The organism is Nocardioides sp. Root190 (assembly GCF_001428565.1).
Taxonomy (GTDB): domain Bacteria; phylum Actinomycetota; class Actinomycetes; order Propionibacteriales; family Nocardioidaceae; genus Nocardioides.
This window is the reverse complement of sequence record NZ_LMIA01000007.1, coordinates 447,455-463,145: the sequence shown is the minus strand read 5'-3', so window position 1 is coordinate 463,145 and position 15,691 is coordinate 447,455. Positions and strand designations below refer to the sequence as shown.

The following is a 15,691-nucleotide window of genomic DNA, read 5'->3' as shown; positions in this document are numbered from 1 at the left end:
CGAAGCGACCCGGGAGCTCACCGAGGCCCAGGCCGCGTGGGTCGATGGCGAGGTCCACGAGATCGCCGACGGGCGCCTGGCGTGGTCCCGGTTCCTTGCGGTCCTGGACGGCAAGGTCGCCGCCGCGTCCCCTGCGCTCGCCCAGACCAAAGAGCGTGCCGCGGCGTTGGAGCGTGGGATCCGGATGAGCCGGATCAACAAGCACGGGGTCGCGACCCTGACCATCCGCGACCACATCACGACCCTGATGGCCACCGACATCGCCATCGCTGCAGTCGCCAAGGACCTCGAGACCCGGATGCCCGAGGCCGGCACCACCGAACGCAAGCTCGCCGCGTTCGCGATCATGACGAACCCCGAAGCACATGTCGACCTCGGCGTGGGACCGATCAAACCCAAGGTCAGGATCGACCTGCACCTGACGCCCGACTCCGAGATCGTCCGGATGGAGGACCACGGGCCCGTCACCGTCGCGTGGGCGAGGCAGATGATCGCCCACGTCGCCGGGGCCGTGACTGTCCTGCCGGTGATCAACCTCGCCAACCAGGCACCCGTCGATGCCTACGAGATCCCCAACGCGATGCGCCAAGCAGTGCACCTGATCCACGGCGGCGACATCTTCCCCTACGCACCGAACACCGGCCGCCGGGTCGACCTCGACCACAACATCCCCTACTCCGAGGGTGGGAAGACCGAGCCCGGGAACCTCGGACCGATGACCCGCACCCACCACCGGATCAATACACACCACCACGARGACGGCCAACGSTGGGAGTGTCGACAACCCTTCCCCGGGATCATCMTCTGGCGAGATCCCCACGGGGCCCACTACCTGGTCGACAACACCGGAACCCGCAAGCTCACGACACCAMCCCGYGAGCCATTCCGACCACGCCCCGACATCTACTTCACCGACGTCGAACTGATCCACGACGCCGCCTGACACCGGTGGGCGAGAATCGCGGCGTGGGCCTCGACCTTCAACTCCTCATCTATGGGCCGCGGGACAAGCGGACCCGCCGGCGCAGCTTGCAGCGCCTTGGCTTCTACGTCGACGAGGACCGAGCCTTCGAGAGCGCTGTCGACCGAGAGCGCGAACTGGCCCGTACCTCCACCCGCCTTCCGATGATCACGCGGCTTGACCTCTACGGCTCAACGGTCTTGCGTTCCGCGGACATGGAGCAGTTCGCTGCCGAAGTACAAGGCCTGGCTGGCGATGCCCATCCGACGTACCTGGAGCCGATCCTCGCCCTGGCGACGCTGTGTGCGAGTACGTCCTCGTCGGAGCTACACATCGACGGCGACTGAGAGCCACGACTCCGTCGCGCAGTCCCGCCCCGGCCGCTGTTGGTCCGCGCTGGAGCAGGCGTCCGACGAGATCGCCGGGGCCACGACCGGAACCATCGGGAACACGAGAGCCCCGTGATGATGACGGCACGGGCCAGGTCAGCTCAGCTCGCGCTTGAGGATCTTGCCGGTGGCGGTCATGGGGAGTGCGTCGACGATCTCCACCACGCGCGGGTACTTGTACGCCGCCATCTGCTCCTTGCCCCAGGCGACGATCTCCTCGGGGGTGGCGGAGGCGCCGGGCTTGAGGATCACGACGGCCTTGATCTCCTCGCCGTGGCTCTCGTGCGGGACGCCGATGACGGCGGCGAGCGAGATGGCGGGGTGGGTGAGGAGGACCTCCTCGATCTCACGGGGGTACACGTTGAAGCCGCCGCGGATGATCATGTCCTTGGACCGGTCGACGATGTAGTACCAGCCGTCGGCGTCCTTCTTGCCGAGGTCGCCCGAGCGGAACCATCCGTCCTCGCTGATCGAGGCGGCGGTGGCGTCGGGGCGCTGGTAGTAGCCCTTCATGATGTTGTGGCCCTTGATCGCGATCTCGCCGATCCCGTCGGGGTCGGTGACCTCGTCCCAGGACTCGCCGTCGAGGAGCTTCATCTCGACACCGGGGATCGGGATGCCGATCGACCCGACCCGGACCGGCTGACCCAGCCGCGAGAAGCTGGCGACGGGCGAGGTCTCGGAGAGGCCGTAGCCCTCGAGGATGGTCACGCCGAAGCGCTCCTCGAACTGGTGGTGCACCTCGACCGGCAGCGCGGCGCCACCGGCGACGGCGACGCGGAGGTTGGCGGCGAGCGCCTTGACGTCGACGGTCTCGTCGAGGGCGTTGAGCAGGCCCCAGTACATCGTCGGGACGCCGGCGAAGAAGGTGACGGACTCCTTCTGCATCAGGCCGATCGCGGGGGCGGCCTCGAAGCGGGGCAGCATCACGACGGTGCCGCCGTACGCGAAGCCACCGTTCTGGATGACGGTCTGGCCGAAGGAGTGGAAGAGCGGCAGCACGCACAGGTAGGTGTCGGGCTTGGCGGCGTCCGCGCCGAAGAGTGCCTCGCCGGCGAGCGCGTTGTCGCGCATGTTGCGGTGCCGGAGCTCGGCACCCTTGGGCTGGCCGGTGGTGCCGGAGGTGTAGAGGATGACGGCCGTGTCGTCGTCGTCGACGTCGACCGTGTCGAAGGTCGGCGGCTGGCCGGCGACGCCCTGGGCGAAGGTCTCGGTGCCCTCGATCGGGGACGGCGCGGTCGGGTCGGCGGTGATGACGAAGAACTGCTCGCAGCCCTCGGTCGCCTCGAAGCCCTCGTGGCACTCGGCGCCGATCGCGAGGTCGGGGGTGCCCTGGAAGGCGAAGAGGGCCTTCGCGTCGGAGTCGGCGAGGTGGTAGGCCACCTCGCGGCCCTTCAGCAGCACGTTGAGGGGGACGACGGTCGCGCCGGCCTTGAGGATGCCGTAGTAGATGATCGTGAAGTAGGGCAGGTTCGGGCAGCTGAGCGCGACCTTGTCGCCGGGCTTGATGCCTCGCGAGACCAGCAGGTTCGCGACCTGGTTCGCGGCGCCGTTCACCTGCGGGTAGGACAGGCGGGTCTCCCCGAAGACGATGGCGGTGCGATCGGGGTGGGCCTGGGCGCTGTTCTCGAGGAAGCCGGCGAGGTTCGTCATGGCGACAACCTACTGGCGGGGGTGAGGACGGTCACTGGTCGTCAGACCAGCGCAGGCACCTCTGCCCTTGTGCGGGAGCCCAATCCGGACGTGCCGGCGGGTCAGAACTTCGTGCCGGTGAGGCGCTCGTACGCCTCGATGTAGCGGGCCCTGGTGTGCTCGACCACGGACTCGGGCAGGGCGGGCGGCGCCTGCCCCGAGGCCTTGTCCCAGCCACTGTCCGCCGACAGCGCCCAGTTGCGCACGATCTGCTTGTCGTACGACGGCTGGGTGCGGCCCGGCTGCCAGTCGTCGGCCGGCCAGTAGCGGGAGGAGTCGGGGGTGAGGACCTCGTCGGCGAGGATGATCCGGTCCCCGTCGGCCCCGTCAGCCCCGCCGCCGGTGACGCCGAACTCGAACTTGGTGTCGGCCAGGATGATGCCCTGCTCCCGCGCGATCTCCTCGGCGCGACCGTAGACCCGGAGCGTGAGGTCGCGCAGCGCGCCGGCGGTGTCGGCACCGACAGTGCGGGCGACCGCGTCGAAGGAGACGTTCTCGTCGTGGTCGCCGAGGTCGGCCTTCGTGGCGGGCGTGAAGATCGGCTCGGGGAGCCGGCTGCCGTCCTCGAGGCCGGCGGGCAGCGCGACGCCGCACACCTCGCCGGTGGCCCGGTAGTCCAGCAGGCCGGATCCAGTGAGGTAGCCACGGGCGACGCACTCGACGGGGAACATCTCGAGCCGTTCGCAGATGACGGCGCGGCCACGCACTGCGTCGGGGACCTCAGCCGACACGACGTGGTTCGGCACCAGGTCGGCGAGCTGCTCGAACCACCACAGCGACATCCGGGTGAGGATCTCGCCCTTGTCGGGGATCGTCGTCGCGAGCACGAAGTCGAAGATCGAGAGCCGGTCACTGGCCACCATCAGCAGCTTGCCGGCGTGGGTGCCCTCGGTGACGTCGTACAGGTCACGCACCTTGCCGGAGTGGAGGTGGCGGGCCCCGGGGACCTCGGGGGCGGGCGGGATGTTCGCGAGCGTCACGGGGCACAGCCTATTGAGTCGCGGCACCGGGCGCGGACGGCACTCGCGTCGGCGTACAGAAGTAACTAGACTGACATACATGACTTCACGGGAGCCGCAGCCCGACTTCCTGCTGGTCGGCGCGCCCAAGGCCGGCACCAGCGCGCTGCACCTCGCCCTGGCCGCGCACCCCGACGTCTTCGTCACGACGCCGAAGGAGCCGAAGTACTGGATGTGCGAGAACGCTCCCCCGCCGCACTGGAACGGCCCCGGCGACCGGCACTCGCAGCAGGAGTGGGTCTGGCAGGAGCAGGCGTACGCCGACCTGTTCCGTTCCGCGCCCGCCGGCTCCCTGCGCGGCGAGTCGACGCCGTTCTACCTCTGGCACCGCGGCGCGCAGCGCCGGATCGCCGACGCCCTGCCCGAGGTACGGATCGTTGCGGTCGTGCGCGATCCGATCGACCGCGCCTACAGCAACTGGATGCACCTGTGGTCCGACGGTCTCGAGCCGGAGGCCGACTTCGAGGTGGCCTTCGCCCAGCAGGACCGGCGCATCGCCGAGGGCCACGCACCGTTCTGGCGCTACCGCGACCTGGGGCTGTACGGCGAGCAGCTCCGCGACCTGTTCAAGCTGGTCGACCCCGCCCGGGTGCTGGTCGTCCGCTACCGCGACATCGTCGACCACCCCGCCGAGACCGTCGACCGGACCTGCCGCTTCCTCGGCATCGCCGAGGGCCGGGTCGGCGAGATCCCGCGCGACAACTCGCGTCCCTACGTCGCCCCCGGCTGGCGACCGACCGTCTTCGGCCCGGCCGTGCGAGCGGGCGCGCGCGCCGGACAGTTCGTGCCGCCCGAGGCGTGGCGCCGGCTCAGCGTGCCGCTCGTCGCGCGCCTGCAGACCTCGGACGCCCACCGGCCGTCGCTCACTCCGGCGCAACGCGAGCGCCTGCTGCCGTCCTTCGCCGACGACATCGCACTCCTGTCCGACATCACCGGCGAGGACTACTCCGACTGGCTCTCGACCCGCGATCGCGGCTCGTTCGCCCAGCGAGCGCTCAGCGGACCAGCGTGACGAGGTCGTGCGCCCCGTCGGGCCGGGCCGCCTCGACGTAGAACCGGGTCCGACCCCCGGGCAGCGCTACCGCACTCGCGTAGCGCCACGCCCCGTCGCCGTACGGCGAGGAGATCGGCGGACCGGGGGCGGCGACCAGGCGCGTCCCGTCCCAGGTGGCGACGCCGGTCGTCTCGAACCAGTTGGACGCGGCGTCGCGACGGCCGTCGTACAGGACGGTCAGCGGCGCGCCCTCGCGCCGCGGCAGCACCGCGGTCACCCGCGCGCCGCGTGCATCCCACTCCCCCGGACGTCCCGCGAGGACCTCACCGTGGTCGACCCACGCGAGGCCGTCGAGGCTGCGCAGCAGGCGCGAGGTCATCCGGTCCTCGTGGCCCACCTCGTCGAGGGGGTGGCAGCAGAGCCACATCTCCCAGCCGTCCGGGCCGTGGGTGACGACAGGGTCCTTGACGGCGACCGTGCTGTCGCCCGGCAGCACCACGCGTCGTACGCCGTGGGGCAGCTCCTCGGGGGTCGCGGCCGTCAGGCTGTCGACCCACCAGTGCTTGGAGTCGGGCGTCGCGCAGGAGAGGTAGAGGCGCCAGCCGCCCTCGGGCAGGGGTACCAGCACGGGGCGTTCGAAGGACTCGCTGCCGAAGGCCGCGCGGTCCACGACGGCTGCGGTCTCGAAGACCTCGCCGTCCTCCGAGCGCGCGACCACGACACTCACCCCTCGCCCGTCGGTCAGCGGCCGACGGACCCGGTAGGTGAGCCAGTAGGTCCCCTCGACCAGGACCGCGCTGGCCGCGCCCGCCCAGTTGCCGGGACCGGCATCGGGGGCGGGAACGACGACGCGGGCGCCCTCGTGGGTCGGGACGGACAGCGCATCCAGGGTCATGGGCCGATGATACTCGACCAAACGACTCCAGTTTGGGGGTCGATGCGGGACACGCGATCGCCGAATGGCACAGTGTCGCCATGACGGAGTCCCCGCAGACCCCCGACAGCACGCTCGCCCACGGACCCGTGGTCTGGGAGGACGAGATCTGGATCCTCGCCCGCCACGACGCCGGCGACGTGCTCGGTCTGACCCTGCACCACCGCGAGAACGAAGGCCTGGGCCAGCTCTCCGACGAGCACGCCTCCCAGATGGGGCGGATCGGCAACCGCCTGATCCGCATCGTCGAGCACCTCCCCGGCGCGGGCGCCGTGGACCTCGGCCGGGTTGCGGGCAGCGGACACGTGCAGCTCACCTTCGAGGCCGCCGGCGTCACCGCCGAGCAGCTCCACGAGGTCGCCGTGAAGCTCGCCAACTGGGGCGGCGAAGCGCGGGTCTGATGGCTCGGGAGACGCGGCTGGCACTGCCGGCAGGGGTCCGCGAAAGGGGACGCCCATGCCGGGAACGACCCCCGATCTCCTGATCCGTCCGCGCCTCCACGCGCGACTCGACGCCGACGAGCCACGGCTCGCGGTGCTCTCGGCACCGAGCGGATCCGGCAAGACCAGCCTGGTCCGCTGCTGGCTCGGCGCACGCGAGCCCGGCCCCGTCATCTGGGTGACCCTGGAGACCGACCACGTTCCCCGCACCAACTTCTGGCAGGCGGCGCTGACCAACGCCGGCCGGCTGGGTGTGCTGACGCCCGACGAGGCCACCGGCCTGGTCGGCGACATCGAGCGCAGCGCCGACCTCGCGGAGCTCGTGGCGCACGCCCTGGCCGAGCGCGGACCGCTGGTCCTCGTGGTCGACGCGCACGAGCGGCTGCGCGACGACGCCGCCGCGGTCGAGGCCGACCTGGTCCGCCTGGTCCGCGCCTGCCCCGATCTCCGGGTCGTGCTCACCACCCGCACCACCACCGGCATCGCCAGTCCGGGCCGGACCCTGCGCGGAGAGGTGGAGCTGCTGACCGGCGCCGACCTCGCCTTCACCATCGAGGAGACCCGCGACCTGCTGGTCACCTTCGGCGATCCCCGGACGACCGACCAGGCCGCTGCACGAGCCGCCGAGCTGCACGACGCCACCGACGGGTTCCCGCTCGCGGTCCGCGCCGCCATGCTGTCGCTGGCCCGGTCCGCCGCCGACCCGTCCACTCCCGACTGGCAGTCGCTCGTCGCGGAGGACCTGAGGGTGCAGCTCGGCGACGGCGCGGCGTACGAGCTCGTCCTCGCGACCTGCCTGCCGCCGTACTTCGACATCGACCTCGCGATCGAGCTGACGGGCACGAGCGAGGTGAAGGAGACCCTGGCCGAGCTGGAGTGGAACGGCTTCGGGCGGTGGATCCCGTTCGCGCCCGGCCGCCAGGTCTTCCAGTACGTCGAGTCGCTGCGGACCGCGGTCCTCGCCGACGTCGCCCGCATGCCCGCGGGACGGCAGGCGCGCGCCGCCCGATTGGCCGCCACGTGGCTGCACCGCAACGGCAACTACGAGACGGCCTTCGAGGTCGCGGTCGGCGCCCGGGACTACGACATCGCCGGTCGCGTGTTCGCCGCCCTCGTCGCGAGCAACCCCGAGGCGATCAGCTCGGCCCGCTTCGACCGGCACCTCGCCAGCATCCCGAGCCGCGCGCTGACCCAGTACCCCGCGCTGGCGCTCGGCCGCGGCCTGGCCTGTCACCGCAACCCGGCGCTGCTCGGCGCCGCGGCGGAGTTCTTCCGGATCCCCGCGGCCTGGACCGGTCCGCGCCTCGCGGAGATGCCGCCTGGCGAGGTCCTCATGGGCCACATCGCGAAGGTGGCGAGCCTGCGCGTGCTCGGTCGCTTCGACGACTCCGCCCGTGCGGCCCACCACGCGCTGGCCTTCTTCGAGGAGATGCCGGAGGGCGAGCAGCAGCACGTCGCCGACCTCGGTGCGACCGCCCTGCGCCACCTGTCGTACTCACTGTGCCAGGACGGACAGGTCGACGCGGCGCGCGCCGCCGTGCTGCGTGCGATCACGATGAGCACCCGACCGGAGTCGCTCAACCACACGGCGGTGTACGCCGTCGGCCTGAACGCGATCGACGGTCGCTGCGACGAGGCCCGCGCCGCGCAGGAGCACGTCGACCCGACGGCCTGGCGCCCCGGGCAGACCCACACCTACGTCAACGCGCTCGGCCGGATCGGCCAGGCGACCCTCCTGCTCGACGACTTCGACCTCGACGCCTCGATCGCCGAGTACGACGGGTGCTCGTTCGTCAGCACGTCCGAGTTCTGGCCGTTCGTGACCTGGACCCTGATGCACGCACGACTCGGCCTGGGCCACGCCGCCACCGAGGCCCACCGCGTCGAGGCCGCCCTCGCCCGCACGCCGGCCCCCCCGGGCTCAGCCGACAGCCTCGGCTCCGCCGCCGTCCGCGGCACCCTGGCCGTGCTCTGGCTGGCGGCCGGCAACCGCACCAAGGCGGGACCGCTGCTGCGCACCCGGACGAGGTACGCCGGCCAGCTGGCCCCCGCCGTCATGCTCGCCCACCTCGTCGCCGGACGCACGGCGGAGGCCCTGGCTGCCCTGTCCGGGCTCGAGGCCCGCGACGGCCACACCGCCCGGTCGCGTGCGGCGACACTGACGCTGGGCGGCGCGGTCGCGCTGCGCTCGCACCGGCCCGAGGTGGCGGCGGCACTGCTGGACCGGGTCCTCGCGCTCGTGGGTCCGACCGGGGGGCGTGCCCACCTGATGTACCTCCCCGCCGAGGACATCGCAGCGCTGCGCGAGCTGGCCGCGACCCAGGGCGACGACGCCCTGCGCACCTACCTCGCGGGGACCGTGCCCCCGTGCATCGTCACGGACATCGCAGCCGCGTCGCTGACGCCGCAGGAGCGAGCCGTCATCGTGGCCCTGTCGCGGCACCCCACCCGGGCCACGGCGGCTGCCGCCCTGCACGTCACGGAGAACACCGTGAAGACCCACCTGCAGCGGATCTACCGCAAGCTCGGGGTCAACTCCCGTGACGCCGTCATCGAGAAGGCGATCGAGCTGGACCTGCTGGCACCTCGCTGATCCCCTCACCAGCTCGCTCGCTGGCCCGCGAGGTGAACGCGAGCACGGCGGCGGCGAGCAGCCCCGAGACGGCGCAGATCGACCAGACCGCGTGGTAGCCCGCGAGGCCGCCGCCCAGGCAGAGGGCGAAGACCGAGGACGCCAGACCACCGCCGATGGTCTTGGCCGCGTTGGTGAGGCCCGTGGCCGAGCCGACGCGACCGGGCGGTGCGACCGCAGCGGCCGCGGCAGGGATCGCAGCCACCAGCACCCCGGTGCCGAGGCCGATCACTCCCATCACGCCCCAGGCCGCACCGGGGCTGGCGTGGAGGGGCAGCCAGGCGGCGTACCCGACGGCGTAGGTGAGGCAGCCGGTCACCATCGCGCCGCGCGCGCCGAGCAGCCGGCTGAGGGCGCCGAGGCCCAGCGCGCCGACAGCGAGGCAGGCGACGTAGAGCGCGACGCGGGCCGAGCCCTCTGCCGCGGTGAGGCCGAACCCGAAGCCGTGCACGTCGGGGTCGCTGCGGAAGTACGTCGACAGCGGCACCTGCGCACCGAGGAGCGAGATCCCCACCAGGAACGCCGTGAGCTGGACGCTCCACTGCGCCGGCTGGGCCAGCAGGCGCACGTCGACGAGCGGATCGTGGTGGCGTGCCTCGTGGCGCCACCACGGCACCAGCAACGCCAGGCCGGCCACGAGCAGCAGCCAGGCCGGGGCCGAGGACAGGCCCCCGACCCGGACCAGCACGAGCCCACCCAGCACGGCGAGGACCGCGAGCGCCAGCCGGGCCAGCCCGCCCCAGTCGAAGCGGGGGAACCCGTCGGGGCGGCCGCCCTCGACGGGGACCTCCTCGAGCAGCCAGAGCAGTGGGAGGCACAGGGTGACCGCCACGGCGGGCAGCATCAGCATCGTGGTGAGCGACACCCGGTCCGCGAGCTGGCCCGCAAGCACCGCGGCGACGATCACGGACAGCTCGAGGGTCGCGACCAGGACCGCCGCCGTACGCCGGGTGACGCGCCCCTGGTCGGGCCGACCGGCCGAGCGACGGTGGATGATCGCGACCTCGATCGGGAGCCAGACGACATAGGTCCCCTGCAGCGTCCAGGCCACCAGCATCAGCGGGAAGCTCGGCGCGAACGCGATCCCCCACGTGGCCGCGGCCGTCACCGCGGTCGCCAGGACCAGCACGCGCCGGTGGCCGACGAGGTCGCCGAGGCGAGCGAGCGCCGGCACGACGAGCGCCGAGAAGATGAGCTGGGCGGCCTCGAGCCAGTTGAGGTCGGCGTACGACACGTCCAGCTCGTGGGCGATGTCGACCATGACCGGGCCGTAGTAGCCCTGGATGACGCCACTGGCCACCTCGACGGCCGCGAGCAGGGCGATGACGGCGCCGAGCGGGTGACCCGCCGGGCGACATCCGCGACGGAGCATTGTCACGGAGCCAATGGTGAGGGTTCGCTGGATCCGCCGGTGCGTCGTCCGCACCTCGGAACGAAGGATGCTCCCCACCTTGCGCGCTTCTCGGTTCGCTCGCGCCTGCGCAGCGACGGCGGTCCTGCTCGGCACCGCTGCGTGCGCGAACGCCCCGGCACCGGACGACGCCGACCTCGCCGCGCCCCCTGATCGTCCCGCCGAGGCGGCCAGCGACCAGGCCAGCGAACCGGCACCCGAGTTCAGCGGGGTGCAGCACCGGATCCCGTCGGGCACCGCGCTGCGCAACGACCCCGAGCTCTACCAGCACGTGGCCCTGACCGGGTGCGATCCGACGGCGGACGGCTGGCGGGCCGTCGGGACCGCGCACAACCCGGGCTCCGGCGAGCTGACGTTCGACGTGCTCGTGTTCTTCACCGACGCCCAGGCCCGGATCGTCGACTCGGCGACCACCACGGTGACCGTCTCCGCCGGGTCGACGACGACCTGGACGGCGCGGCGCCGGTTCGAGACCACCCCCGGGACGGCGTGTGTCGTGCGCGCCGTCAGCCGGGGCGATTGATGGAGACAGGACCAGACATGGGACCCAGGAAGACTGCGCGGGTGGCCCTGGCGGGCCTCGTCGCGATGACCGGCGCGGTGATCGTCACCGGCGCTGGAACGACGGTGGCTCCGGCCGCCGTGGCCGCGGCGGCGTCGTGTGGGGCGACGCCGTCGTCGGGCTACCGGCAGTCCACGATCGCCACCGGCCTCGACACGCCGCGAGGCATCGACGTGGACGCCGCCGGCGTCGTGTACGTCGGCGGCAGTGGCGCCAGCCCGGAGGTCGTGAGGCTCATCCCGAACGGGACCGACTACGACCAGGAGCCCGTCGACGGCACCTCCGCACCCCACGGCCTGGCCGTGGGGAACGACGGCGCCGTCTACCTCACCGACGCCGACCAGGGCACCGTGCGAAAGCTGACCCCGAGCGGTGGGGGCTACGTCGAGGGTGACGTCGTCGCGGGACTCGACCAGCCGAAGGCGGTTGCCGTCGACCCGTCCGGCGTCGTCTTCGTCGGCGACGCGGCCAACCAGCGGGTCATCAAGCTGACGCCGAGCGGTGGAGGCTACGTGTCGTCCGCGGTGCAGTCGGGCCCGGTGGGCGCGGTCGACGGGCTGACCGTCCAGGGGTCGACCCTGTTGCTCACGACCGCCGACACCGTGCGGGCACTGAACATCCCCGGGGGCGTGGTGGGCTCCGTCATCCCGTCGACCGGGCTGTCCTCCGCGGGCGGACTGGACGTCGACGGGTCGGGCGACGTGGGGGCCATCGTCGTCGCAGACGCGGGCAACGACCGGATCGTGCGCCTCGCCGTCGAGTCCACGGCCTACGTGCAGTCCCTGATCTCGACCTCGGGCCTGGAGGCACCCGAGGACGTCGCGGTCGACGCCGACGGCAACATCTTCGTCGCCGACACCGGCAACGACCGCGTCGTGAGGCTCACCCCGGTCTCCGTCGACGCAGAGGCCGACACCGCCAGCACGACGGCCGGCGCCGCCGTGACGACCGACGTCGCCGACAACGACACCGCCACGGGCGTCACCCTCGCCGACCCGACGATCGCCAAGGACCCCGCGCACGGGACCGCGACCGTCAACGACAACGGCACGATCACCTACACCCCGGACGCCGGCTTCTCCGGCACCGACTCCTACCGCTACGCCGTCCGCGACGGCGGCGACCCGGCGGTGGTCTGCGACGTGGCCACGGTGACGGTCACTGTCGGCCAGGACAACTCCTGCGGCACCACCGGCACCACCGGCGGCCTCACCCGCTCGCTCATCCCCTCCGGCATCGACTACCCGCGCCACCTGGTGGAGGACGCCGATGGCGCCCTGCTCGTCCCCGACCCCGACACCGACGAGCTGGTCCGCATCGTCCCGTCCGGCGTGGGCGGGACGCGGACGGTGGTCGCCACCGGGCTCGACAACCCGGGCGACATCGCGATCGACGACGCCGGCGTGCTGTACGTCCTCTCGTGGTCGTCCTCCTCCGTGACCAGGCTGACGCCGTCCGGCCCCGGCTGGACCAGCACGGTCATCGCGTCCGGAGGCCTGCTCGAGGGTGTGTCGGGCATCGCCGTCGGGCCCGACGGCGACCTGTTCGTGACCGCCGGCGCGTCGACCGGCGACCAGGGTCGAGTGCTGCGTCTGGCCGCCGACTCGGGGTACTCCCCCGAGACCATCGCCACCGGGCTGTACTACGTCGACGACGTCGCGGTCGACAGCGAGGGCGTCGTCTACGCGACCACCGCAACCGGCGTGATCGAGCTCGTCGACACCGGCTCCGGGTGGACACAGTCCGACGTGCTGACCGGCGGCCAGGAGGGCTTCGGCATCACCGTCGACGACGAGGGAGCGGTCTGGGTCGGCGACCCGGACGGCGACGGGCTGCTGCGGCTGACCCGCGCGGACGACGGCTGGACCGAGTCGCCCAACCCCGCCTGGGACGGCGGCAGCCCGACGTCGATCGTGGTCACGGAGGGCGGCGTCGTGTTCGGGCTCGACGGCTACGACGAGATCATCCGGATGGGACCAGCCTTCCTCGAGGCCACCGACGACGTCGCCGCGGTGGAGGCCGGCGGCGCCCTCACGATCGACGTGCGCGCCAACGACGTCACGAACGCGGCACTCGCCGCCCCCAGCCTGGTGAGCGCGCCGGCGAACGGCGCCGTGGTCGTCCAGCCGGACGGCACGATGACCTACACGCCCACGCCGTCCTGGACGGGCACCGACACCTTCCGCTACGAGATCCGTGACGCGGGCTCGCAGGTCTGTTCCGTCGGCACGGTCAGGGTCACGGTGACCTCGGCGGGGGGCTGCCCGACCCTTGCCTCGACGGCCGATGCCTTCCGCATCGAGGGCACCCATGACCTCGCCGAGCCCACCGGCATCGCCGTCGACGCCAACCGGATCATCTACATCTCCGACGTCGGCCAGCAGCGCGTCATCGGCTGGGGACCGGGCAGCGGCCCGGCCTGGATCGACGGCCGGGACGGGCTGGACCCGCAGGGCATCGCGGTCGACGCCGACCGCAACGTCTACTACGCCGACGAGGACGAGCACGAGATCGTCAAGATGACCTGGTCGGAGGACGACGGCTACACCCGCTCGGTCCTCGCGACCAGCCTCCAGCGGCCGTCCGGAGTCGCCGTGGACGCCGGGGGAAGGGTCTTCTTCGCCGAGAACTCCAGCGGCCACGTGCACGTGCTGACGCCCTCGGGCGAGGACTACACGTCATCGCTGGTCACATCCGGCCTCGATCGACCGCGCGGTCTGGCGATCGACGGCGACGGCAACCTCTACGTCGCCGACAGCACCAACGACCGGATCGTGCAGCTCACCCCCACCGGTTCGGGCTGGACGACCTCGACCGTCTCGACCAGCGTCGACGACCCGACCGGTGTCGCGGTCGACCCGTCGGGGGCCGTCATCGTCGGCGACACCGGCAACAACCGGGTGTTGCGGCTGACACCGAGCCCCACCGGCCACACCCAGTCGACGATCACGATCTGGGGCGACCACACGCCGACCTGGGTGGCCGCCTTCGAGGGCGCGGTCCTCGTCGTCGACCACGACACGGGCGAGGTCGTCATCATCGGCTCGGCCGGCATCAACGCGGTCGACGACACCGCCGGCAGCACGCCGGTCGGCACCCCCGTCACCACCGACGTGCGCGACAACGACACCACGTCCCCGGAGGGTGGTGCACTCGACCTGCCGAGTGTCGTCGACGCGCCTGACGGCGGGTCCACGACCGTGAACGACGACGGCACGATCACCTACACCCCGGACGCCGGCTTCTCGGGAGCCGATTCCTACCGCTACGAGGTGCGGGACGACCAGGACCCCGCCACTGTCTGCGACGCGGCCACGGTGCGCGTGATCGTGCAGAACGTGTTCAGCGGCGAGGGCCAGGCGAGCACGCCGTACAACACGCCCGTGACGCTGGCGCTCGCCGACATCGTCACCACCACCGGGAAGCCGCTCGACCCGGCGCGGACCACCCTGGCGCGGGCCGCGGGCGACGGGGGCGTCGTCATCGACGCCGCCACCGGGGACGTGACCTACACGCCCGATGCCGGCTTCAGCGGCGAGGACACCTTCGCGATCCAGGTCTGCGACACCTCCGAGCCCGTGCAGTGCCACGAGGCCGAGGTCCGGGTCACGGTGGCCGCGAGGTCGGGGCCGTCGTCCACGCCGCGGATCGTCACGAAGGCGGCCGAGCGCGTCGCCCTGCGGGTCGCCAGCACCGGACGCCCCGCGTCGGTGCGGCTGTCGGACCGGGTCACGATCTCCGGCTTCGTCCCGGGTGGTGCGTCCACCGGTCGGGCCACCCTCTACGGCCCGGTCCCCAAGGTCACCTCGGCGACCTGCACCCCGGCACGCGCCGTACGCACCGTGACCTTCACCCCGCGCAACGGGACCTTCCAGACGCCGTCGGTCCCGGTCAACCGGCCCGGTCGCTACACATGGGTGGTCTCGACCGGCGCGGACGAGAACAACCTCGCCGCGACGCATGCCTGCGGCCTCGCCGCGGAGACGACCCTCGTGCACCGACCGGCCGTCGGGAACCTCGCCGTCGAGGCGGGCTACTCCGGCACCACCCGTGGCCGGCTCCGCGCCCAGCCGGCCAGCATCGCGGTCCCGGCGATCGGCATGAAGGCTCCGATCACGGCGGTCGGGGCACGTCGCGGCACGATGTTGATCCCCGCGAGCATGACCCGCGGCGGGTGGTACGCCGGCTCGGCGGCGCCCGGCGAGGCGATCGGGTCCACGGTGATCGCGGGCCACGTGTCGGACCGCCGGGACCGGCCCGGGGTGTTCGGCAAGCTCCGCCGAGCCCGCGTGGGCCAGGTCGTCACCGTCCGCGCGGTGGACGGCACGGTGCAGAGGTACCGGATCACGTCGGTGCGCTCACAGTCCCGCTCCCGTGGCATCAGCGGCGCGGCCGTGTCCACCACCGGCTCGCACCGGCTGACCCTGGTGACCTGCACGGGCAAGGTGACCTACCGCAACGGCCGGTTCCACTACACGAAGAACCTCGTCGTGACGGCGGTGCCGATCCCGTGACGGCGCCATGACGGGTGACATGACGGGCGACATCGGCAACCGGCCGTTGCCACGCCCCGGTCGGGCCCAGTTGGCTTGACCCGCAGACCGGTGCTGCCCGGACGGACATCCCCCCAGATCCGTCCGGGCCGCACCTTCTGCCC

The 15,691-nt window shown here is 72.2% G+C and carries 11 protein-coding genes; 7 read left to right on the top strand and 4 right to left on the bottom strand.

The genetic code is table 11. The features are described from left to right. Window positions 1–943 (top strand): HNH endonuclease signature motif containing protein (locus ASE01_RS24790; protein WP_162260273.1); only part of this gene is annotated, 943 nt, incomplete at its 5' end. Window positions 944–966: 23 nt separating this feature from the next. Continuing rightward, on the top strand, window positions 967–1,308 hold the full coding sequence (locus tag ASE01_RS06435; protein WP_056749331.1) for a hypothetical protein: 342 nt from the start codon (window positions 967–969) through the stop codon (window positions 1,306–1,308). A 138-nt stretch (window positions 1,309–1,446) separates the two neighbouring features. Here ASE01_RS06435 and ASE01_RS06430 read toward each other — a convergent pair whose 3' ends face one another. Together ASE01_RS06430 and ASE01_RS06425 are read right to left on the bottom strand one after the other, a co-directional pair. Next, window positions 1,447–3,003 (bottom strand): long-chain-fatty-acid--CoA ligase, encoded by a 1,557-nt coding sequence (locus ASE01_RS06430; RefSeq protein WP_056749330.1) that lies wholly within the window; start codon window positions 3,001–3,003, stop codon window positions 1,447–1,449. Between the two features lie 101 nt (window positions 3,004–3,104). Continuing rightward, window positions 3,105–4,022, bottom strand: coding sequence for a phosphoribosylaminoimidazolesuccinocarboxamide synthase (locus ASE01_RS06425; RefSeq protein WP_056749329.1), 918 nt, complete (start codon window positions 4,020–4,022; stop codon window positions 3,105–3,107). Between the two features lie 79 nt (window positions 4,023–4,101). Here ASE01_RS06425 and ASE01_RS06420 point away from each other — a divergent pair, with 79 nt between their 5' ends. Continuing rightward, window positions 4,102–5,073, top strand: coding sequence for a sulfotransferase family protein (locus tag ASE01_RS06420; protein WP_056749328.1), 972 nt, complete (start codon window positions 4,102–4,104; stop codon window positions 5,071–5,073). Here ASE01_RS06420 and ASE01_RS06415 read toward each other — a convergent pair. Beyond that, the gene (locus tag ASE01_RS06415; RefSeq protein WP_056749327.1) at window positions 5,057–5,950 is read right to left on the bottom strand and encodes a hypothetical protein; all 894 of its coding nucleotides are present in this window, start codon (window positions 5,948–5,950) and stop codon (window positions 5,057–5,059) included. The genes ASE01_RS06420 and ASE01_RS06415 overlap by 17 nt on opposite strands. Before the next feature lie 80 nt (window positions 5,951–6,030). Between ASE01_RS06415 and ASE01_RS06410 the strand changes: the two genes are divergently transcribed. Together ASE01_RS06410 and ASE01_RS06405 are read left to right on the top strand one after the other, a co-directional pair. Beyond that, complete coding sequence (locus ASE01_RS06410) at window positions 6,031–6,390, top strand: hypothetical protein (protein WP_157537129.1); 360 nt, start codon at window positions 6,031–6,033, stop codon at window positions 6,388–6,390. A gap of 55 nt (window positions 6,391–6,445) precedes the next feature. Beyond that, complete coding sequence (locus ASE01_RS06405) at window positions 6,446–9,022, top strand: helix-turn-helix transcriptional regulator (RefSeq protein WP_056749325.1); 2,577 nt, start codon at window positions 6,446–6,448, stop codon at window positions 9,020–9,022. On the opposite strand, the gene ASE01_RS06400 is transcribed toward ASE01_RS06405, so the two are convergent. After that, window positions 8,979–10,433: an MFS transporter gene (locus tag ASE01_RS06400; protein ID WP_056749324.1), complete on the bottom strand. Its 1,455-nt coding sequence runs from the start codon at window positions 10,431–10,433 to the stop codon at window positions 8,979–8,981. The two genes, ASE01_RS06405 and ASE01_RS06400, sit on opposite strands and share 44 nt — an antisense overlap. Before the next feature lie 79 nt (window positions 10,434–10,512). On the opposite strand from ASE01_RS06400, the gene ASE01_RS06395 reads away from it, so the two are divergent. Both ASE01_RS06395 and ASE01_RS06390 read left to right on the top strand, forming a co-directional pair. Next, entirely contained in the window at window positions 10,513–10,995 is a 483-nt protein-coding gene (locus ASE01_RS06395; RefSeq protein ID WP_157537128.1) for a hypothetical protein, read from the top strand. Window positions 10,996–11,012: 17 nt separating this feature from the next. Next, on the top strand, window positions 11,013–15,548 hold the full coding sequence (locus ASE01_RS06390) for an Ig-like domain-containing protein (protein ID WP_157537127.1): 4,536 nt from the start codon (window positions 11,013–11,015) through the stop codon (window positions 15,546–15,548). The last annotated feature ends 143 nt before the right edge of the window (window positions 15,549–15,691 follow it).